The organism is Saccharopolyspora sp. NPDC049357, assembly GCF_040677225.1.
Taxonomy (GTDB): Bacteria; Actinomycetota; Actinomycetes; order Mycobacteriales; family Pseudonocardiaceae; genus Saccharopolyspora.
Genome location: NZ_JBFAQJ010000003.1, coordinates 185,666 through 204,779 on the forward strand (window position 1 = coordinate 185,666; position 19,114 = coordinate 204,779).

19 protein-coding genes are annotated in these 19,114 nt (G+C 68.8%); 4 read left to right on the top strand and 15 right to left on the bottom strand.

Annotated features, from left to right (window positions below):
- Positions 1–15 precede the first annotated feature (15 nt).
- A complete protein-coding gene (locus AB0J91_RS04075; RefSeq protein ID WP_363863985.1) occupies positions 16–1,203 on the bottom strand; it encodes an acetyl-CoA C-acetyltransferase in 1,188 nt (395 codons plus the stop codon).
- Positions 1,204–1,428: 225 nt separating this feature from the next.
- The gene (locus tag AB0J91_RS04080) at positions 1,429–2,433 is read right to left on the bottom strand and encodes a hypothetical protein (RefSeq protein ID WP_363863987.1); all 1,005 of its coding nucleotides are present in this window, start codon (positions 2,431–2,433) and stop codon (positions 1,429–1,431) included.
- Between the two features lie 132 nt (positions 2,434–2,565).
- On the opposite strand from AB0J91_RS04080, the gene mce reads away from it, so the two are divergent.
- On the top strand, positions 2,566–3,015 hold the full coding sequence (mce, locus tag AB0J91_RS04085) for a methylmalonyl-CoA epimerase (RefSeq protein WP_132680236.1): 450 nt from the start codon (positions 2,566–2,568) through the stop codon (positions 3,013–3,015).
- A gap of 100 nt (positions 3,016–3,115) precedes the next feature.
- On the opposite strand, the gene AB0J91_RS04090 is transcribed toward mce, so the two are convergent.
- The 3 genes from AB0J91_RS04090 to AB0J91_RS04100 form a co-directional block, all read right to left on the bottom strand.
- A complete protein-coding gene (locus AB0J91_RS04090; protein WP_363863989.1) occupies positions 3,116–5,497 on the bottom strand; it encodes a penicillin acylase family protein in 2,382 nt (793 codons plus the stop codon).
- Between the two features lie 73 nt (positions 5,498–5,570).
- Positions 5,571–6,218 carry a helix-turn-helix domain-containing protein gene (locus tag AB0J91_RS04095; RefSeq protein ID WP_363863991.1) on the bottom strand — a complete coding sequence of 216 codons (648 nt, stop codon included), beginning with the start codon at positions 6,216–6,218 and terminating at the stop codon, positions 5,571–5,573.
- A gap of 204 nt (positions 6,219–6,422) precedes the next feature.
- Positions 6,423–6,875, bottom strand: a complete 453-nt coding sequence (locus AB0J91_RS04100; RefSeq protein WP_363863993.1) for an SPW repeat protein — start codon at positions 6,873–6,875, stop codon at positions 6,423–6,425.
- A gap of 110 nt (positions 6,876–6,985) precedes the next feature.
- On the opposite strand from AB0J91_RS04100, the gene AB0J91_RS04105 reads away from it, so the two are divergent.
- Both AB0J91_RS04105 and AB0J91_RS04110 read left to right on the top strand, forming a co-directional pair.
- The gene (locus tag AB0J91_RS04105) at positions 6,986–8,545 is read left to right on the top strand and encodes a M protein (protein WP_363863995.1); all 1,560 of its coding nucleotides are present in this window, start codon (positions 6,986–6,988) and stop codon (positions 8,543–8,545) included.
- Positions 8,546–8,649: 104 nt separating this feature from the next.
- Positions 8,650–8,817 carry a hypothetical protein gene (locus AB0J91_RS04110; RefSeq protein WP_363863997.1) on the top strand — a complete coding sequence of 56 codons (168 nt, stop codon included), beginning with the start codon at positions 8,650–8,652 and terminating at the stop codon, positions 8,815–8,817.
- Between the two features lie 4 nt (positions 8,818–8,821).
- Here AB0J91_RS04110 and AB0J91_RS04115 read toward each other — a convergent pair whose 3' ends face one another.
- On the bottom strand, positions 8,822–9,640 hold the full coding sequence (locus AB0J91_RS04115; RefSeq protein ID WP_363863999.1) for an alpha/beta fold hydrolase: 819 nt from the start codon (positions 9,638–9,640) through the stop codon (positions 8,822–8,824).
- Between the two features lie 140 nt (positions 9,641–9,780).
- Here AB0J91_RS04115 and AB0J91_RS04120 point away from each other — a divergent pair, with 140 nt between their 5' ends.
- The gene (locus tag AB0J91_RS04120; protein ID WP_363864001.1) at positions 9,781–10,302 is read left to right on the top strand and encodes a GNAT family N-acetyltransferase; all 522 of its coding nucleotides are present in this window, start codon (positions 9,781–9,783) and stop codon (positions 10,300–10,302) included.
- A 34-nt stretch (positions 10,303–10,336) separates the two neighbouring features.
- Here AB0J91_RS04120 and AB0J91_RS04125 read toward each other — a convergent pair whose 3' ends face one another.
- The 9 genes from AB0J91_RS04125 to AB0J91_RS04165 form a co-directional block, all read right to left on the bottom strand.
- Positions 10,337–11,086, bottom strand: a complete 750-nt coding sequence (locus tag AB0J91_RS04125; RefSeq protein WP_363864003.1) for an alpha/beta hydrolase — start codon at positions 11,084–11,086, stop codon at positions 10,337–10,339.
- A 63-nt stretch (positions 11,087–11,149) separates the two neighbouring features.
- On the bottom strand, positions 11,150–11,464 hold the full coding sequence (locus AB0J91_RS04130; protein WP_363864005.1) for a hypothetical protein: 315 nt from the start codon (positions 11,462–11,464) through the stop codon (positions 11,150–11,152).
- A gap of 26 nt (positions 11,465–11,490) precedes the next feature.
- Positions 11,491–12,465, bottom strand: a complete 975-nt coding sequence (locus AB0J91_RS04135) for a DUF3558 family protein (RefSeq protein WP_363864006.1) — start codon at positions 12,463–12,465, stop codon at positions 11,491–11,493.
- 120 nt (positions 12,466–12,585) lie between these two features.
- The gene (dhaM, locus tag AB0J91_RS04140; RefSeq protein WP_363864008.1) at positions 12,586–13,275 is read right to left on the bottom strand and encodes a dihydroxyacetone kinase phosphoryl donor subunit DhaM; all 690 of its coding nucleotides are present in this window, start codon (positions 13,273–13,275) and stop codon (positions 12,586–12,588) included.
- Complete coding sequence (gene dhaL / locus AB0J91_RS04145) at positions 13,272–13,910, bottom strand: dihydroxyacetone kinase subunit DhaL (protein ID WP_363864010.1); 639 nt, start codon at positions 13,908–13,910, stop codon at positions 13,272–13,274. Before dhaL ends, dhaM begins: the two co-directional genes overlap by 4 nt.
- Before the next feature lie 14 nt (positions 13,911–13,924).
- Positions 13,925–14,920 carry a dihydroxyacetone kinase subunit DhaK gene (gene dhaK, locus AB0J91_RS04150; protein WP_363794081.1) on the bottom strand — a complete coding sequence of 332 codons (996 nt, stop codon included), beginning with the start codon at positions 14,918–14,920 and terminating at the stop codon, positions 13,925–13,927.
- 193 nt (positions 14,921–15,113) lie between these two features.
- On the bottom strand, positions 15,114–16,622 hold the full coding sequence (locus AB0J91_RS04155) for an aldehyde dehydrogenase family protein (protein ID WP_363864012.1): 1,509 nt from the start codon (positions 16,620–16,622) through the stop codon (positions 15,114–15,116).
- A 257-nt stretch (positions 16,623–16,879) separates the two neighbouring features.
- Complete coding sequence (locus AB0J91_RS04160) at positions 16,880–17,143, bottom strand: hypothetical protein (protein ID WP_132680248.1); 264 nt, start codon at positions 17,141–17,143, stop codon at positions 16,880–16,882.
- 22 nt (positions 17,144–17,165) lie between these two features.
- The gene (locus tag AB0J91_RS04165) at positions 17,166–18,839 is read right to left on the bottom strand and encodes a sodium:solute symporter family protein (protein ID WP_363864121.1); all 1,674 of its coding nucleotides are present in this window, start codon (positions 18,837–18,839) and stop codon (positions 17,166–17,168) included.
- Positions 18,840–19,114 lie beyond the last annotated feature (275 nt).

A 19,114-nucleotide genomic window follows, 5' to 3' on the forward strand; every position in this document is an offset into this window, starting at 1 on the left:
TCGGGGATGCCCTGATCAGGCCGAGGGGACCGTGAGCAGCAGGGCGTCTCCCTGCCCGCCACCGCCGCACAGCGCTGCGGCACCCGTGCCGCCACCGCGGCGCTTGAGTTCGAGGGCGAGGTGCAGCGCGAGACGGGCACCGGACATGCCGATCGGGTGGCCGAGAGCGATGGCGCCGCCGTTGACGTTGACCTTGTCCTCGTCGATGCCGAGCTGGCGGGTCGAGACGATGCCGACCGCCGCGAAGGCCTCGTTGATCTCCACCAGGTCCAGTCCGGTGGCGTCGAGGCCGGCCTTCTGGCAGGCCTTGGTGATCGCGTTCGAGGGCTGCTCGTGCAGGCTGGCGTCGGGGCCGGCGACCACGCCGTGGGCGCCGATCTCGGCCAGGTAGTCCAGGCCCAGCTCGTCGGCCTTGGCCTTGCTCATCACCACGACCGCGGCGGCGCCGTCGGAGATCTGCGAGGCCGTGCCCGCGGTGATCGTGCCGTCGGCGGAGAAGGCCGGGCGCAGCTTGCCCAGGGTCTCGGTGGTGGTGTTGCCACGCACGCCCTCGTCGGTGCCGACCACCACCGGGTCGCCCTTGCGCTGCGGGACCTCCACCGGCGCGATCTCCTCGGCGAACACACCGGACTCGATCGCCGCGGCGGCGCGCTGGTGGGAACGAGCGGCGAACGCGTCCTGCTCCTCGCGGGTGATGCCGTAGCGGGAGTTGTACTTCTCCGTCGAGACACCCATCGCGACCTGGTCGAACGCGCAGAACAGCCCGTCGTGGGCCATGTGGTCGAGCATGTTGACGTCGCCGTACTTGAAGCCCTCGCGCGATCCCGTGAGCAGGTGCGGCGCCTGGGTCATCGACTCCTGGCCACCGGCCACGACGATGTCGAACTCACCTGCTCGGACGAGCTGATCGGCCAGCGCGATCGCGTCGAGCCCGGACAGGCAGACCTTGTTGATGGTCAGCGCGGGCACGTCCATCGGAATACCGGCGGCCACGGCGGCCTGACGGGCCGGGATCTGCCCGGCCCCGGCGGTCAGCACCTGACCCATGATCGTGTACTGCACCTGATCGGGCGCGACACCCGCGCGCTCCAGCGCGGCCTTGATGGCGACCCCACCCAGCTGCGCACCGGAGAAGTCCTTGAGCGAACCGAGCAACCGCCCCATCGGGGTTCGCGCGCCCGCAACGATCACAGAACTACCCACGACTGCCTCCCGGTCATCGTCGACACACCAAGTCATCGGCGTCGCAACCCATCATCACCCGCGAACGCCATCGGGACCATACCCGCGAAGGTCGCGAGCACCGGCTGTGACGACCGCCATAAGCAGCGCGGGCCGGTGAGCGGAAGGTTCCCGTCCTGCGGTTTTCGACCGGGCCGGGGTGACAGGGAGGTTCCCTTGCTCACACCGGCCCAACTCCGGGCGGCGTCAGCAGTTGCCGGTGCCGGTCGTGGTGTCGCACAGGGTCGATTCCTCGGCCCACGACAGCTTGCTGCGCGCGTCCACGCCCAGTTCCCGGGACGCGGACACGTCGGTGGAGGCACCGGAGTCGCCCTTCATCCAGTACCTGACCTCGTAGTCGACGCCGCCTTCTTCGTAGGTGAAGGCGTAGAAGGGCGCGGGGAGCGGCGCGGGGCCGTAGTCGGGGGCGGTCCAGGCGTCTTCGCCCTGCGCCGCGCTCGGGTCGACGTACAGGCAGTCGTACTCGGCTCCTTCGAAGGTGCACGTGCGCTTCTCGGCGCCGCCGTAGCGGTCGACGTCGGCGTCCTTGGTGACTCCGTCGGCCTCGAGCCGCTGGTAGACGTCCTCGCAGGCACCCGAGCCACACGCGTTCCAAGGGCCCCACGCAGCTGCGCGGGCCTGGGCTTCGCTGGAACCGCTGTTGATGGCCGAGCAGTACTCGTCGACCATGTGGGGAGCCATCGTCGCGGCGGCGGTGGAGCTGTCGATGGCGGTGGCGGCCGTCTCCTTCGCACCGAGGCCCGCCGAGTCGAGCTGCCAGATGCCGACGCCGGGGTTGAAGAACAGACCTTCGGCGCGCTGCTCGGGGTCGGCGAGCGAGGTCTGGTCGTCGTAGCGGGACAACGTCATCGGCGATGGCGAAGCGCCGGACGGGGACACTTCGGGCCAGGTCGGGGACAACGTCAGGTAGGTGGCCGCGGTAGCGCTGATGCCGCAGTCGGCTTTCCCGGCCGCGGTGCTGGCCGCGGTCTTCACCGCCTCGTAGGCTGCGGCACCGAAGTGCAGCGGCGCGAAGGGAACCACCCAGCCGCGATCCCTGCTCATCCGCTCGGCGTTGGGGTTGGGACCGCCACCTCCGCTGATGGTTCCGTCGCCGCCTGCGGCGAGCGCGACCGGCGTGGCCGTACCAGCGGCGATCCCGAATGCGACCAGGACGACGGCGAGTCTGCGATTTCGTTGCGCCTTGACCATGTCTGCCCCTTCCATGTGAATTCGCCACATGCTCGCCTCTGGTACAGATCACTCGACTCCGCCTGTTGGGGCAATTCGGGCCGCCGATTTCGCCGCTTTTCCCAACGTTTCCGCTACGACTACGCTGCGGCCATGCGAGCGGAACTGAACGACCTGGTCACGGCAATCGATCACGTGGGCATCGCGGTCCCCGACCTCGACGAGGCCATCGCCTTCCAGCGGGACACCTTCGGCCTGGAAGTCGCCCACTCCGAGGAGAACGCGGAGCAGGGCGTCCGCGAGGCGATGCTGCGCGCACCCGGAGACACCACCGGGGCCACCCAGATCCAGCTGCTCGCACCGCTGCGCGAGGACTCCACCATCGCCAAGTTCCTCGACAAGAACGGCCCGGGCCTGCAGCAACTCGCGTACCGGGTCACCGATGTCGAGGCCGCGATGGAAGCGCTGCGCGCCAAGGGACTGCGCCTGCTCTACGACCAGCCCCGCCGCGGCACCGCGGACAGCCGCATCAACTTCGTGCACCCCAAGGACGCCGGTGGCGTCCTCGTCGAACTGGTCGAGCCGGCACCTCACGGCCACTGACGAAACGAGCGACGGGTCCGATGTGGACCCGTCGCTCGTCACCTCGGTTGGGCGCATGGGAACCTTTCTCCCACTCCCGGCCCGGCCGTCGCGGGAAGATTCAGGCCGGGACCAGGAGGATTCGGCGTTCGGCGATCTCCTCGACGGCTTCGCGGCTGTAGGCCAAGGGGAAGTAGGTTCCGTCCCGCCAGCTCTCGGCGAGGTCCCGGTAGTGCGGATCCGACGGGTTGCCGGACTGACCCGGTGTGTTCACCGCGACCGAGTAGTCCCAGTTGCCGACGTCGAGCACCATCCGGAACGACGGACCGTTGGTCTGGCGGAAGTCGCTGACGCGGTAGGACGACTGGTTCACCGTCGCCGACGAACCACCGCGCGGTAGCGGACCGACGTCGAAACGCTCGCGCTGGACCGGGTCGAGCGCGTCGGAGGCCGGGTGCTCGAAGAGGCTGTGGTGCAGCCGGCCCCACCGCCAACTCGATTCCCCTCGGCCGAGCAGCTCCTGCACCTGGGCGTAGGCCGTGCGCAGGGTGTCCAGCAGCAGCCGATCGCGGGCCGCTGCGTCCGGCAGCCAGCGACCGGGGTTCTCCAGCTCGGTGAGCATGACCAGGTTGTCGACGGTGTCGATGTGCTCGGCTGCCTTCGGCACCGCTGCACGCGCGAATCCGGGTCCGAGGTGCTTGGACAACCACACCTCGAACAGCGCGGCGGCGTTGGAATCCGCTCCCAGCACGGCGTCCCAGTCGCGCAACATCCGCAACGCGCGCCGCAGGTCGGCGTCGCCGCTGTCCAACCGCGACAGCAGGTGTTGGAGTCGCCGAGCGGGGATGGACAGCTGGTCGGTCTGCAGCAGCTCCGAGTCCCGGATGGTGTGCTTGCGCTGCCGGGAGAGGACTTCCACGATCCGCTGGTACCGGAACGGGTTGGTCCACTCGTACCCGAGCCCCATCTGCTCGTGCTCGGGCGGGAGGTTGAACTGGTTCGCCGTGGCGATGAAGCCCTCGTCCGGGTTGAACACCTTCGGCAGATCGTCCCCTGAGTGGAAACCGTCCCACTCGTACCGGCCGTCACCGGGGACGGGGAGCAACCCGTCGTAGCCGACCCGCTTGGGCGCCAGGCCACCGGGAACCCATCCGATGTTGCCCTCCACATCGGCGTAGACCTGGTTCTCGGTCGGGGCACCCCAGTTCCGCATGGCCCTGGTGAACTCGGTGAAGTTCTCGGCCCGCATGTAGGCGATGCTGCCGAAGTAGGGCGACATCCCGGGTTCCAGCCAGGCGGTGCGCACCGCGTAGGCGAGGTTGCGCGTCCGGTCGACGTGGATGACCGGCCCGTGCCGGGTGAAGGTCAGCTCCACCTCGCGTCCGGCCGCACCGCGCACCGGAACCTCTTCGCGCAGCACCGTCATCTCCTCCCAGCCGCTGCCGTAGCGGTATCGGCTGGGGTCGGCCGGGTCGAGTTGGTAGACGTAGAGATCTTCCTGATCGATCGGGAAGATCGTCAGTCCGAACGCGACCGTTCCGTTGTGCCCGATGGAAATTCCCGGCAGGGCGGGTTCACCGGCTCCGATCACGTCCAGGCCGGGCGCGGACAGGTGCGCGATGTAGCGAAGCGAGGGAGCCGAATAGGCGCGGTGCGGATCGTTGGCCAGCAGCGGACGCCCGGTCGCGGTGCGTGTCCCGCTCACCACCCAGTTGTTGCTGCCCTCGGTGGTCGCGTCGCGCGGCACGCGCCGGATGGAGTTCTCCTTGAACTCGACGTCCTGAGTGGCCAGGTCGAAGACCTTGAGCACCTTGGCGGGAAGCGCGCACGGGTCGAATCCGTCCGGGACGACGGTGCGGTGATCGGGTTCCAGCCCTTGGCGGATCAGGTCGGCTTCCACGCCCGCGGCGCACACCACCCGCGTTCGCTCGACCTCGCTCTCCAGGTTGCGGGTCAGGCCGTGGCTGCGGATGCGCACCACGTCGGCCGGATCCCAGCGGGCCGGCCGGTAGCCGAGGATGCCGAACTCCTCGGGCATGCGCTCGGGGTGTGCGTCGAGCCAGTCGAGGTAGGCGTTGATGCCGTGGGCGAACTGGGTGGCGATGTGCTGCGCGTCGTCGGCGTAGCGCGTCCACTCGGCATCCATGTCACCTCGGTAGAGGAACAGCCGGGTGGCGCGATCCTGCTCGACGTAGTCGGGGCCGAGGACCTCGGAGAGCAGGCCGAGCCCGCGTCGCCGCCACAGGTCGATCTGGAAGAGACGTTCCCTCGCCGCGTTGAAGCCCTGCGCGAGGAACACGTCGTCCTCGCTGTCGGCGTAGAGGTGCGGGATCCCGTAGCGGTCCTCGATCAGCTCGACCTCGTCGTTGAGCCCGGTGACCGGATAGGTCGCCGGGTCCGGTGAGGCGTCGACGACCGAGGTCATCGCACCCGCTCCCGCGATGCCGAAGCCGGTGGCCAGCAGCCCTTGCCGACGGGATAACCGAACGCGCCCAATGCCCACCCCAACCTCCGCGGTGATCGCCTGCGGGAGTTTCTAGCGCGGCGAACACGGCAGTCACAAGGCCGGGGTCCGTTCAGGCGGGTTTCACGGCGCGCGAGCCCGCGCCCAGTTCGAGCGCTCTGGCGATGAAACCGATCTCGCGGTCGAGCTCGTCGTCCTCGGTGCGGTGGCGGGCGACGGAGTGGCGGTGGTTGATCACGCGGGCGAGCAGCACGGCGGCCGCTTCGATGTCACAGCCGGCCAGGCCGGGCGGCAGGGCCAGTTCGATGACCCGCCGGATCTGCTCGACGACCACCCCGAACCGCTGCTGCATGGCCTGCCGGACCGCGTCGTGAGTGTCGGCCTCCCGCCACAGCAGGTGGCTGAGCAGCATCGACGATTCGAGCCGGGCGTCGAGTTCGCCGACGAGGCGTCGCAGACTGCCCGCGACGTCGCCGCGCACGACGAGGCCTTCGGATTCCACTTCCTCTTCGGGAAGCCGCTCCACGAGCGCGGACAGCAGGTCCTGCTTGCGACGGAAGTAGTAGTGGATGAGCCCTTTGGGCACCTCGGCGCGTTCGGCGATGCGGGACGTCGGGGTGGCGTTGAAACCGTGCTCGGCGAACAGCTCGCCGGCAGCGGTCAGGATGCGTTCCCTGGCACTGGTGCCGGCGCTGCGATCGTCATCCGGATCCGAAGTGGTCGGGCGTCGGCGGGCCTTCTCGCCCAGCTCGTTCGACATCTGCCCGGCCTCCTCATGGCGGGATCAACACTAAGAGCGCGGCCCGGACGTTACCGCCGGACCGCGCGATTGTCGCAACCGAGCACTGCCTGGTCATCACCGCTGTCGAGCCCGCGCAAATCGGACACATCGCGGGAGGAGTGCGACCTCCTCATCCCACCCGGGAGGCTCGCGGCGCGCGGGCTCTCGAGCGGCTCGACCGGTTCAGTGCTGCCCCGCAACACCCCCGCGGTGCGCCGCGTTGGCTTCGGGCAAGGCCGCCGCACCGACGACCACCGCCAGCACGCCGGCGATCCACGAGGTCCACGATGCGCCCATCAACTCGGCGTAGCCGAGGACCCACGGGGAGATGAAGAGCAGAACACCCAGCAGCATGTGGCTGTACTCACTGGTCATCGATCCCGGCATCGCCAGCGACCACACGCTCGCGATCAGCAGTAGCGCACCCAGCACGATCATCGCCGACATCGCGCCGCCGTTCGTCGGCGTCCACATCGTGCCAAGGATGAGGTAGGCGCCCAAAACCACGCCCGCCCAGTCCTGCCAGCGAATCCACGGCTTCGAAGCCGAAGCGCTCGACCGTCCGGCCACGTCGATCACCTCCGTTATGTCCGACTTGACCACTTCATCATCGTCCTTGGTTGGCCAGCCGGTCAATACCTGCCTTCGCGGTGCCGCGAGATGGGCTTCACCGAGGTGAGCAAAAACCTCCCCAGACCCAGGCGCACCTCCCACAACAACGTCCGCTTCCAGGTAGCTTGGTTTCCATGGGCCTTGCCGACGACCGCGATTTGCTGCCACTGGGATCGGGATTCGATCTTGCTCGTAAGAACGGCTACGACCGCGCCCAGGTCGACGAGCACCTAGAGCGCCTCGACGCCGACATCCGCATCCTGACCTCGGATCGGGATGCCGCGGTGTCGCAGGCCGCCGATCTGTCCAAGCAGCTCGAGTCGGCCCGCTCTGAGATCGAGAGCCTGCGCGGCCAGGTCGACCGGCTGGCCAAGCCGCCGACAACACTCGAAGGTCTCAGCGAGCGCCTGCAGCGCATGCTCCGCCTGGCCCAGGACGAGGCCTCCGACATCCGCTCCCGCGCGGAGGCCGACGCCGCGCAGATCCGCTCCCGCTCCGAAGCCGAGGCCGTCAACCTGCGCACCCGCTACGAGCGGCTGATCAGCGAGGTCGACCACCGGCGCAGCGAGATGGAAACCGAGCACCGCTCGCTGATGGACAGCGCCAAGACCGAGGCCGAGCGCATCACCCGCGAAGCCGAGGAGAACCGCAAGCGCGCCGACGAGGAGTCCGAAGCCCACCGCACCCAGGTGGAAGAGGACTTCGAGATCGCGATGTCGGCCCGCCGCACCGAGGCCATGCGGACCCTCGCCGAGCAGGAGGCCACCAGCAAGTCCGAGGCCGAACGCCGCGTTCGGGAAGCCACCGAAGAGGCCAACCGCAGGCTGCGCGAGGGCACCAACGAAGCCCACCGCCGCGTCCAGGAAGCCACCGACCAGGCGAACACCCTGGTCAGCGACGCCACGGCCAAGGCCGAGAAGCTCGAGCGCGAGTCCACCGCGGCCGCCGAGAAGCTCGAACGCGAATCCACCGAGACCGCCAACGCCCGCGAGGCCTCCAGCAAGGAAGCCGCGCAGCGGCGACTGCAGGAGGCCAAGCAGGAATCGGAACGGCTCGTCCAAGAGGCCACCGAGAAGTCCGAGCGGATGATCCGCGAGTGCACCGAAGAGGCCACCAGGCGCATCGACGTCGCGACCCGCGAGGCCAAGCGCCTGGTCACCGCCACCCGCGCGGACGCGCAGCGCAGGCTCGGGGCGACCACCGAGGAAGTGCAGCGCCGGCTCACCCAGGCCGACGAGCACGTGCACTCGCTCACCGAGCTGCGCGACACCGTCGCCAAGAAGCTGCGCGACGCGGCCGAGCTGCTCGGCCAGACCACGCCGCTGCTGGAGCGCCTCGACCTCGAGGACGCCGAGGAGGAGAAGCTGCGCAAGGCCGCCGTGGAGGCCCGCGAGCAGGCGCGCAAGGACGCCGAAGAAGCCATCGCCCGCGACGGTCGCGAAACCGGCGAGAACAACAACAAGGACTCGCGGCCCGCCGAGCAGGCCGTCACCAGCTCGGGGCTGCCCAAGCGCACGCCGGGTCAGGAACGAGGCAGCTCGCAGTCCGTGGACGAGCCGACGGACAAGATCCAGCGCAAGCAGGCCTCGACGGACGAGCCGACCCGCCGGATCCAGCTCCCGGTGCCCGGTGAACAGCAGTCCGAGCAGCGCCCGCAGAACAGCACCCGGGTGAACGCCAACCAGCAACGCTGATCGCATCGACGCTGGTCAGCCGCACCCGCGTCATCGATCACAGGCAGAGGTGTCTCTTGTGACGAGGTCGGCCGCGAGCCGACGCACCAGGAGAGGACCAGTCAATGGCGGACAGGGACCCAGGCAGGGAGAACGCCCGCGCACGCGGTCAACGCGACTCGGGCAGGTACTTCCTGCTGCCCAGCGAAACCGCGGAGCGCTTCCGGCGAGACGAGCACGAGCCGGAAACCACGAAGCGCACCACCGACGAGGACAACGGCGAGGACGGGTAGCCGCTCACACGTCGATGCCGGCCAACCAGGGCCTCACCACGTCGGCCAAGGCGTCCGGCGCCTCCAACGACGGCAGATGCCCTGAACCGGCCAGCTCGACGAGCTCACCGCGCGGCAACGCGTCGGCCATCTCACGGGCCGCCGCGGGCGGGGTGAGGGTGTCCTCGGCACCGACGGCGACCATCGCGGGCCCGTCGAAGGCGCGCAGCGTCTCGAGGCTGTCGGGCCTGGCCGCCATCGCCCGCTGCGCCCACGCCACACCATCGGCGGGTTGCGCTTCGATCAGCGCCCGGAGGTCCCCCACAACTTCCGGGCGCTTCTCGCGCGTGGCCGAGCCCAGCAGGTTCGGCAGCATGTTCTCGGCGAGCCAGCCGGCAGTGCCCTCCTGGTCGGCCCGAGAGGCGACGTTGAGCCGGTTGGTGCGCTGCTCGTCGGTGTCGGCGGGAGCCTTGGTGTCCACCAGCAGAAGTCCGGCCACCCGCTGCGGAGCCGCTCGCAGCACCGCCATGGCCACGTAGCCGCCCATCGAACAACCGCCCAGCACCACGCGCGACAACTCCAGCTGGTCGAGCAGCTCCAGGACGTCGGCGGCGGCGACATCGACGCTGGGGCGATCGATCGTCAGCGGCGCCGCCGGTGGGTCGATCATTCCCCGCGCCGTGGTCCCGTCGAGGGAGCTCTCCCCCAACCCGCGCTGATCGGGCGTGATGACCCGGGCCTGCTCCTCCAACCGACTGCGCAGCGGATTCCACATGCGCGCATCCACCGGGAAGGCGTGCAGCAGCACGAGGGGCGTTCCTGCTCCGGATTCGATGTAGTGCACGGGAACCATCCTGCCGGACCTGCCCCACCCGCAGCACGCAACAGGCCGAGCCGAGCATGGGAACCTTCCTGTCACCACCGCGCACGCCAACCTGATAATTCGGCTGCCGGACCGCTGCGGCCCCCGCTAGCGTGCGTGGGATGTCCGACCCCTCGGAGATACGAACCCGGCGACTGCTGCTGCGTCGCCCGCTGCCCGCCGACACCGAAGCCTTCGTCGAGGTGCACACCAGCGCGGAGACGCACGTGCTCTCCGGATTCGGCCGACGTGACCGGGCCGAGTCGCTGCGACTGCTGGAGCGCTTCCAACTCGACTGGGACACCTGCGGTGTCGGCTACTGGACCGTTCTGGCCACCAGCACCCGCGCGGTGCTGGGATTCGGAGGCCTCCGGCACGCCGTCGACGAGGGCGAGAACGTCCTCAACCTGTACTTCCGGTTCCTCCCGGCCGCGTGGGGCCACGGCTACGCCTCGGAGATGGGACACGCGGCCATTCGATGGGCACATCGCAACCGCCCCGCGCACCCCGTCGTCATCGCCACCGCCGCGCACAACGCTCCGGCGGTTCGGGTCGCCGAGAAGCTCGGCTTCGAACGAGTGCTGGAACGAGTCCACGAAGGCGTTCCGGAAGTCCTGTACCGGTCGACGGCTCCCGTGATGTGAGCACGGGAACCTTCCTGTCACCTACCGGCCGGGGTCACGAGTTGACGATGGTGACCTGACGGGTCTCCGACGGGCCGTCCCAGGTGCGGGGAAGCGGCGTCGCGACATCAGGGGTGATGGTCTGCACGATGGCGTCCAGCGCCGCCTCCGCCTTGCCGACCCACAGGTGCTTGGTGTCGTCGAAGCCGGTCACCTTCGCCTGCGGGATGAGCGCGAAGCGCTCGCGGGCCTCCTGCGGGCGCAGGTAGTCGTCGAACTCGGGGATCAGGGCGTGCACGGGTTTGCCCGAATCACCCCAGGCGCGCAGGTGGTCCTCGGTGCTCCAGCGCAGCGGCGGGGAGATCAGCACCGCTCCCTCCACCAGCGGGTCCAGTCCGTGCACCAGCGTCAGGTCGGTGCCGAAGGACCAGCCGACCAGCCACACGTTGGGCAGATCGTTGAACTCGGCGTATTCGAGCGCCGCGGCGACGTCGAAGCGCTCGGAGTCCCCGTTGTCGAAGCTGCCCTGGCTGCGTCCCGCCTCGCTGGCGGTGCCCCGGGTGTTGAAGCGCAGCACCGCGATGTCGGCCAGGGCCGGCAACCGGAACGCGGCCTTGCGGTAGATGTGCGAATCCATCATGCCGCCGTGGGTGGGCAGCGGGTGCAGGCAGATCAGCGTCGCCCGCAGCTTCCCCGACTCGGGCAGCGCGAGCTCCCCGATCAGTTCCAGTCCGTCGGCGGTGTGCAGGGTGATCTGCTCCCGGCGGGCGGGCAGCATCGTGTTGGCGCGGATCTCGGTGCTCATCGAACCCGATCCTGCCACGAAGGGGTGACCTGCTCGTGGTGACCTGCGCAGCAGTGACGCGCGCTACGACCAGCGACGGGTGGGGCCGCGACGGCCTCGGGCCTTCCAGCACCCGGTGTGCCAGTGCCTGCGCTCGTCGACACCGCCGAGCTCCGCTTCGGGCCAGGCCACCACGTGCGCGATGCCCGTCTGGATCTCGTGGTCGCACCCCGGACAGCGGTAGACCTTGGTGGCCTGAGCAGCGGGAACGGTGCGCACCATCCAGTTGCCGTCCGGTCCCGGCTCGACGCGGGAAGCCCCGTAGGCGGTGCCGGCTCCGCGGTGACTGGTGTCCGCGCGGAGACCCTTCTGGCGCTGCTGTCGGTTGCGTCGAGGCACGTCGACAACGGTAACGGGTTCGGTGCTCACGGATTCGCAGGCGGCAGGCTCGGCCACGCCAACCGGGCAAGTCCTCGGGCGTAGTCGCACGCATCCGTACCCGTCATTCCGGGCAGCGCGACCACGAGTTGGGCGACCTCGACCTGACCGGCGACGGCACCGAACGGGATGTGGGCGGTCTCCGCCGAGCACAGGGGAACCTCCGGATCACCACCCACGACGCTGAGCACGGTGCGACGCCCGTCCACCGGTTCCTCCACGGCCGCACCGTGCAGGAGCTTGGGCGGTTCCCCTGCGGTGTGCTGCAACTGCACGCGCGGAGCATCAGCGGACGGCTCTCCCCAGGCGCACTGGTGGCCGGCGATGCCGGGGCGCGGCCGCGCCTCCTCCAAACCTGGGACCTGGTTCACCGCCTCGGTGTCCAGCACGGTGCAGGGGTCCAGCAGCGCCAGCGAGTTCGACGGGTAGTCGCGGTGCCCTGCGCGGCCCTGCTGAACCGCGTCGGCGGCGGCCTTCGCTCCGGTGTCGGCGATGCCGCACAACCCGGCGGCGGGATCACCGTTGAGCAGATCGGCACTGACCTGGAGCGAGACGCCGTCACCGAACTGGACGCGACGGGTGCAATGCCCGGGGGCGGGAGCGCTCTGGGCGATGCGCAGAGCCCCGTGCTGCACGACCGGTTCCCCCGGCTCGATGGCCTCGGGGCCGACCAGTTCGCCGACCGCGAGCTGGATGAGCGTGTGGTCGTCGGGTTTGAGGTGCAGCAGGCAGTAGTCCAGCGACACCGTCCCGGCATCCGACACCACGCCGTAGCGCTGCAAGGCGGCGGGATCTGTCAGCGTGCACGGGTCGAGGGTGCGAATGTCGCCGAGCATCGTGCGCGCGCTCGTGTCGGCCGGCTGGGATCCGCCGGTCGGAGTGGGGTTCTGGGCGGTGCAACCGGCGAGCAGCACCCAGCACACGAAGAGCAGCAGCATGCCTCGGAGGCGACGCGGCGACATCGACTCAGCCTAGCCCCCGATGACCTTGGAACGCAGTCACCGACACCGTTCGATCCTGCGCGGAGGGGAACCTTTTTGTCACCAGCGGTGGCAGGAAGGTTCCCCTCCACAGGTCAGCGGCTATTCGTCGAAGTTTCGGTCGGCCAGGTCGATGATGCGCTCGACGGCCTGGACGGCGTCGGGACCGTTGGCCAGCAGGGTGATCCGGTCGCCCTTGCGCGCACCCAACCCCATGAGGCCGAGGACGCTGAACGCATCGGCCTGCTTGTCGCCCAAGGCGACCTTGACCGTGGCCTGCAGACCGGTGAGGCTGCGGGACAGCAGGGCGGCAGGACGGGCGTGCAGTCCGACGTCGTTGGTCAGCTCCAGTTCCCTGGTGACCTGGTCGGTCGAGTCCGTTTCAGCACCGGCGGGTTCAGCCGCCGGTGCTTCCGCGCTGCCACGGGCACTTTCGGCCGCTTGTGCCACGGTCTTCATGTCGTTGCCGCCTTGAGCCGAAACCGCTGCGGCAACGGCTCCCTCGACCAGCGGGGCGTCGACGACCAGAGCGCTGTCGGGGTCTCCGAGGGTTTCCACCGCAAGATCGGCGACCATCTGCGCGCTGCCGAGGTCGAACAGCACAACCGCACCCGCACCGGAGTCGGCGTCGGACAGCGCGGCCGAGACCTTCTCGAAGTCGGTGCCGATCGCACCGTCCGGCAGGCCACCCGCCGGGACGATGCGCACCTCGGGCGCCATCTGCGCGGCGAGTTCGACGACCCCCTCGGCCAGACCGGAGCTGTGCGAAACGATGACCAGTCCGACGCTCATGCTCGGGCTCCTGCGGCTTCGGCGAATGCGGTCAACAGCAGCGCGGTGGAACGCGCACCTGGGTCGATGTGTCCGGCGCTGCGCTCGCCCAGGTACGAGGCGCGGCCCTTGCGGGCCACGAGCGGTTCGGTCGCCTGCGCGCCCTGGTGCGCGGCTTCGGCGGCCGCGGCCAGCACCTTGGCGCTGTCACCCCCGGATTCGGCGGTGTTCTTGGCGGCGTCAACCGCGGGTGAGAGGGCGTCGATCATCGTCTTGTCGCCGACCTCGGCGCGCCCCCGCGCGACGACGCCCTCCATTCCAGCCTGCAGGGCCTTCGCTACAGCGCCCGCGTCGAGTTCCTCTTCGTCACCGACCGCGGACGCCGCGCGCAGGAACGCCGTGCCGTAGAGGGGGCCGGATGCTCCACCGACCGTCGAGATGAGAACCGTCGCGGCGAGTTTCAGCGCGGCAGCCGGGGTTTCGGGCTCCGAGGTGTCGATCTTCGCGATGACGGCGCGGAATCCCCGGTCCATGTTCTCGCCGTGGTCGGCGTCGCCGATCTCCCGGTCCAGCTGGATCAGCTCGTCGCGGTGCTCGGCGACCACGGCGGCGCCCGCCCTGAGCGCGGCGATGATGTCCTGTGCGGTGCAACCCATTCCGGGACTCCTCCTCACCAGTGCAGCGCGGCGGTGTGCACCGGCGCGTCCCAGAGCTCGGTGAGCTCGTCGTCCAGTTTCAGCAGCGTCAGGCTCATCCCCTGCATCTCCAAGCTCGTCACGTACGGTCCGACGAGGCGCCGACGGACGGTGATGCCGCGTTCGGCCAGCAGCCGCTCGGCGATGCCGTGCGCGAGGTAGAGCTCCAGCTGCGGGGTGCCGCCCATCGAGTTGGTGAACAGCAGGACGTCGTCGCCTTCGGCGAAGGGCAGGTCTTCCAGGATCGGGTCGAGCAGCTGCGCCACGATCTCGTCGGCGGTGCCCATCGGCACGCGGGCGCGGCCGGGCTCGCCGTGGATGCCGATGCCGATCTCCATCTCGTCGGGGGCGAGTTCGAAGCTGGGCTGACCGGCGTGCGGAACGGTGGGTGCGGTCAGCGCCATGCCCATCGAACGCACCTGGGAGACGACCTTGCGGGCGAGCGTCTCGCACTCGTCGAGGCTCGCTCCGCGCTCGGCGGCGGCACCGACGATCTTCTCCACCATCAGGGTGCCGCCCACCCCGCGGCGACCTGCGGTGTGCGTGGAGTCCTTGACCGCGACGTCGTCGTCGACGATCACGCTGCGCACGTCGACGTCCTCGATGGCCGCGAGCTCGGCTGCGGTCTCGAAGTTCAGCACGTCGCCGGTGTAGTTCTTGACCACCAGCAGCGCCCCGGCTCCACCGTGGGTGGCCGTGATGGCCGCCTGCACCGCGTCCGGAGTGGGCGAGGTGAACACCGCGCCCGGGACGGCCGCGGCGAGCATTCCCGAGCCGACGAAACCGCCGTGCAGCGGCTCGTGGCCGGACCCACCGCCGGAGACGACCGCGACCTTGCCGGTCACCGGTGCGTCAGCGCGGACGATCACCGCCGGATCGGTCTGCACCCGAAGCAGCTCCGGGTGGGCCGCGGCCACACCCCGCAACGCCTCGGCGACCACGTCCGCCGGCTCGTTGATGATCTTCTTCACCCGTTGGCCTCCTCGCCTGCGCTCCCGCCGCCGAAGCCAAAAGGCTCGACGCGATCAACCGTGCGCGGTCAACTCTGCCCGGGACGTGCGCCCGCGCGCATCCCCCTGGCGAACACCGGGGGATGCGAGCAAGGGAACCTTCCTGTCACCACTGGCGCAAGCCAAAACACCGACCGTGGTGGACTGGATCCGCTCAGCGGCCGCGCATCACCTTGATGAGCTTGACGACCGTGCCAACGGTTCCCTTGGGGCGGGCGAAGCTCATCGGGTTGAGCGGGATCTTGAACTTGGTGCGGGTCACCGACTGCGGGCGGGCGAACTCGCGCAGGCCATCGGCTCCGTGGATCCGGCCGAAGCCCGAGTCGCCGACGCCGCCGAACGGCAGAGCGGGCACGCCGGCGAAGGCGATCACCGAGTTGACCGCGACCATGCCGCTGCGCAGCCGGCGGGCCAGTTCCATGCCTCGGGCGCGGGAGAACACGGTGGCGCCGAGCCCGTACTTGGTGGCGTTGGCGTGGGCGACGGCCTCGTCCACGTCGCGGACCCGCTGCACGACCAGGGTCGGGCCGAAGGTCTCCTCGGTGATGGCGTTCGAGTCCTCGGGGACGTCGGCGATCACCACGGGTTCGACGAACGGCGGGCGCACCGAGTCGCGTCCGCCGACCACCGCACGACCGCCGCGCTTGATCGCGTCGTCGATGTGGTCACGGATGATGTTGACCTGCGAGGCCATCGTGATGGGACCGAAGTCGGCACCCGGCTCGCCGCCCGGGCGCAGCTTGGCGGCGCGGTCGCTGACCATCTTCAGGAACCGGTCGGCAACGGCGTCGTGCACGTAGACGCGCTCCACGCCGATGCAGGTCTGACCTGCGTTGGACATCGCGCCCCACACCGCGGCGTCGGCGGCCGCGGCCAGGTCCGCGTCGGAGTCGACGATCAAGGCGTCCTTGCCGCCGCACTCGACCAGCACCGGGACCAGGTTCTCCGCGCACGAGGCCATCACGCGCTTGCCCGTGGCGGTGGATCCGGTGAAGGCCACCTTGTTCACACCGGCCTGGCACAGCGCGGCGCCGGTCTGCCCGAAGCCGGTCACGAGGCGGAACACCGGGTGTTCCGGCACGGCCTCGGCGAAGCTCTTGACCAGCCACTCCCCCACTCCAGGGGTGAGTTCGCTGGGCTTGAACACCACGGCGTTGCCCGCGGCCAGCGCGTAGGCGATCGAGCCCATCGGCGTGAAGGCCGGGTAGTTCCAGGGGCCGATGACGCCGACGACGCCGTAGGGGAGGTATTCGACCGTGGCGGTCTGGTTGGACATCAGCACGCCGGGCGAGACCTTGCGTCGCTTGAGGACCTTCTCGGCGTTGGAGGTGGCCCACGCGAGGTGGTCGATGACCAGCACGAGTTCGAGCTTGGCGTCCTCCAGCGGCTTGCCGGTCTCCGCGCATACCACGCCCGCGAACTCGTCGAGGCGTTTGACCAGCAGTTTCCGCCAGCGGTCGAGATGCTGCCTGCGGCCGGAGAAGCCGAGCTCATCCCACGCCGACTGCGCCTCGCGTGCCGCCGCGACCTCGTTCTCGACCGCCTCCGCATCGTGGATCGGATGCTCGCCCACCACCTCACCGGTGCGCGGGTCGATCGACTGGAACGTCTCGAACCGCGCGCTGGCGATCTCTTCGACGTTCCCACGGGCGGTCTGGGTCATGGCCGGCCTCCCACCATTACGACGTTCATTGTCAACGTGCAGCCTACGAAATACCGAGTCGGGAAAGAACCGTCCTGTACCGCCCGACTCATGTGCTGGACACGCAGCGTTGCGCGCTGGTCCACTTGACAGCTGCGCATTGCCGACACGGTAGCCAGACGATCTTGGAACTGGGACCGGAACCGCAGAATCGGTATCGAAATGCGAAACGGCGCCCGCACCGTGAAGTGCGGACGCCGTCCCGTTCGATTCTCACGTCACTCGGCGGCGGTGCCGCCTTCGACGTCGTCGGGAACCGTGATCGGACGCAGGCGAGCCCACAGGACGAACACCGCCGCGAACACCACCATGCCGAGGCCGGCCCACAGGTTGATGTTGAGTCCTGCGGCCTTGTCGATCTCGGCCTGCGGCTGGATGAAGCCGAGCACGACGAGCACGACTCCGTAGATGCCGAACAGCAGCGCGATCACCGTGCGAATGTCGAAGGCACCAGCGCTGTGCCCCGAACCTCCACTAGCCATGAGATTTCCTCCCAGTCCTGGCTCAGCCGAAGATGATGTTGAGGGCGATGATCAGGATCAGCGCGATACCGGCCAGCAGGCCCGGACGCCGGTACCAGCCGGAGTCCTCACCGGTGGTGGACGCCTTCAGGTCCTCCTTCGGCGTCAGGCCCCAGACCAGACCGACCAGCTGCTCATCGGTCTTGGGCTTGGTGGCCAGCGAGACGACGACGCTGACGATCACGTCGACGACGAACGCAACACCGGCACCGACGAAGCTCGCACCCTGACCAGGCAGGTCCAGCACCCCGGTCTCGGACAGAGCGTAGACCGTGATGGCCGAGGCCGTACCCAGCACCAGACCGGACCAACCGGCGTGCGCGGTCATCCGCTTCCAGAACATGCCCAGGATGAACGTCGCGAACAGCGGTGCGTTGAAGAACGAGAACAGCTGCTGGAGGTAGTCCATCAGGTTCTCGTAGCCGGAGGCGATGAACGCCGTGCCCACGGCCGCGAGGGTGGCGCCGACGGTGACCCAGCGACCCATCTGCAGGTAGTAGTTGTCCGGCTTGTCCTTGACGATGTACGCCTGCCAGATGTCGTAGGTGAACACCGTGTTGAACGACGACAGGTTGGCGGCCATACCGGCCATGAAGGACGCGAGCAGACCAGCCAGCGCGATGCCGAGGATGCCGTTGGGCAGCAGGTCTCGCATCATCAGCAGGATCGCGTCGTTGTAGTCGTACGGACCCTGCTCGGTGAGCTTGTAGTTGGTCATCTCCGGGATGATCACCGCGGCGATCATGCCGGGGATGATCACGATGAAGGGGATGAACATCTTCGGGAAGGCGCCGATGATCGGGGTCCGCTGCGCGGCCGACATCGACTTGGAGGCCATCGCGCGCTGGACCTCGACGAAGTTGGTCGTCCAGTAACCGAAGGACAGCACGAAGCCGAGACCGAAGATCATGCCGATGACGCTGAGGATGGGGTTGCTGAAGCCGGTCAGCTCAGCACCCGGCCAGGCGGTCAGCTGCTCGGCGCCACCCTTGCTGGCGGTGACCTTGTCGACCAGGCCCTGCACACCGCCGACCTTGACCAGACCGACGATGGTCAGCGGCAGCAGTGCCGCGACGATCACGAAGAACTGCAGCACCTCGTTGTAGATGGCGGCGGACAGACCGCCCAGCGCGGTGTAGGAGAGCACGATCAGCGCGGCGACGAGCACCGACACCCACAGCGGCCAACCCAGCAGCGCGTTGACGATGCTGGCCAGCAGGTACAGGTTCACACCGGCGATGAGCACCTGGGCCAGGGCGAAGGAAATGCCGTTGACCAGGTGAGCGGCCTTGCCGAATCGCCGGAGCATGAATTCGGGAACGCTTCGGACCTTGGAGCCGTAGTAGAACGGCATCATGACCACACCGAGGAACAGCATGGCCGGGACCGCACCGATCCAGAAGTAGTGCATCGTCGGCATGCCGTATTCGGCACCGTTGGCCGACATGCCGATGATTTCGATCGCGCCGAGGTTCGCCGAGATGAACGCCAGACCCGTCACCCATGCGGGCAGAGCGCGCCCGGAGAGGAAGAAGTCCAGGCTGGTTGAAACGGCCCGCCTCGCCAGCCAGCCGATCCCCAGTACGAACGCGAAATACAGCGCCAACAACGCGTAGTCGACGCCGTTCGCGTCGAGTAGCTGACCTTGGGCTAGCAGCACTGCCGCCCCACCTCCCACAGACCCAACAAAGTCAAACGAGAACCACCACATTCGCGATAGCGGTCGGACAGTACCGCACAGATGAGGCGGCAGCCGTAAGCCGATATCAATTCGTTGGAGAAGACACTAAATCGATCACGGAACGTCCGCCGACTGGCGTCACGCAGGGGACTTTCCGGTCGTACGCGTGTGCACCCCGTGAGCGAGCGGGTCCAAGCGAGTGATATACGCGCTTCCTCAGCTATTTCGACGCACCGTGACGGTATGGTCAC

Excerpts from the sequence above, each read along its gene's own strand:
- AB0J91_RS04125 (WP_363864003.1), bottom strand. The coding sequence starts at position 11,086 with ATGAGCACCGAGATCCGCGCCAACACGATGCTGCCCGCCCGCCGGGAG.
- AB0J91_RS04095 (WP_363863991.1), bottom strand. The coding sequence starts at position 6,218 with ATGTCGAACGAGCTGGGCGAGAAGGCCCGCCGACGCCCGACCACTTCG.
- dhaM (WP_363864008.1), bottom strand. The coding sequence starts at position 13,275 with ATGAGCGTCGGACTGGTCATCGTTTCGCACAGCTCCGGTCTGGCCGAG.
- AB0J91_RS04135 (WP_363864006.1), bottom strand. The coding sequence starts at position 12,465 with ATGTCGCCGCGTCGCCTCCGAGGCATGCTGCTGCTCTTCGTGTGCTGG.
- AB0J91_RS04080 (WP_363863987.1), bottom strand. The coding sequence starts at position 2,433 with ATGGTCAAGGCGCAACGAAATCGCAGACTCGCCGTCGTCCTGGTCGCA.
- AB0J91_RS04110 (WP_363863997.1), top strand. The coding sequence starts at position 8,650 with ATGGCGGACAGGGACCCAGGCAGGGAGAACGCCCGCGCACGCGGTCAA.
- mce (WP_132680236.1), top strand. The coding sequence starts at position 2,566 with ATGCGAGCGGAACTGAACGACCTGGTCACGGCAATCGATCACGTGGGC.
- AB0J91_RS04120 (WP_363864001.1), top strand. The coding sequence starts at position 9,781 with ATGTCCGACCCCTCGGAGATACGAACCCGGCGACTGCTGCTGCGTCGC.
- AB0J91_RS04105 (WP_363863995.1), top strand. The coding sequence starts at position 6,986 with ATGGGCCTTGCCGACGACCGCGATTTGCTGCCACTGGGATCGGGATTC.
- AB0J91_RS04155 (WP_363864012.1), bottom strand. The coding sequence starts at position 16,622 with ATGACCCAGACCGCCCGTGGGAACGTCGAAGAGATCGCCAGCGCGCGG.
- AB0J91_RS04160 (WP_132680248.1), bottom strand. The coding sequence starts at position 17,143 with ATGGCTAGTGGAGGTTCGGGGCACAGCGCTGGTGCCTTCGACATTCGC.
- dhaL (WP_363864010.1), bottom strand. The coding sequence starts at position 13,910 with ATGGGTTGCACCGCACAGGACATCATCGCCGCGCTCAGGGCGGGCGCC.